The organism is Halomonas marinisediminis, from assembly GCF_004347715.1.
In the GTDB taxonomy this organism is placed as follows: Bacteria; Pseudomonadota; Gammaproteobacteria; order Pseudomonadales; family Halomonadaceae; genus Halomonas; species Halomonas icarae.
On record NZ_SLTR01000337.1, the window covers coordinates 1 to 285 of the forward strand.

The 285-nt window shown below is 64.2% G+C and carries 1 protein-coding gene; it reads right to left on the bottom strand.

Annotation, left to right across the window (positions count from 1 at the left end):
- The coding region (locus tag E0702_RS16910) for a 6-phosphogluconolactonase (protein WP_205742027.1) at positions 1 to 285 on the bottom strand (285 nt) is incomplete at both ends.

Sequence of the window (285 nt, forward strand, 5' to 3'; positions counted from 1 at the left end):
TCATGGTAGAGGCCGACAAAGGCGGCGCGAGCGGCCTTGTTCTGCAAAAGATGCTGGGCGACCAGCCGGGCATTGGAACGCGGCGAATCCGCTGGAACGAAGCGTTCGTCCACGAGGGTGACTGTGACCTTGTCCCAGGGGATGTCGCGTCGCGACAGATGATCGAAAAAGAGCGCCGGTGTGCGTCCTCCGGAGACGGCGATGGTGGCGTCCCCCCGCTCCCTGACGGCAGCGGCGAGCTTTTCGGCAACAGTGGACGAAAGATCTTCCGCCAGCGCTTCGGGC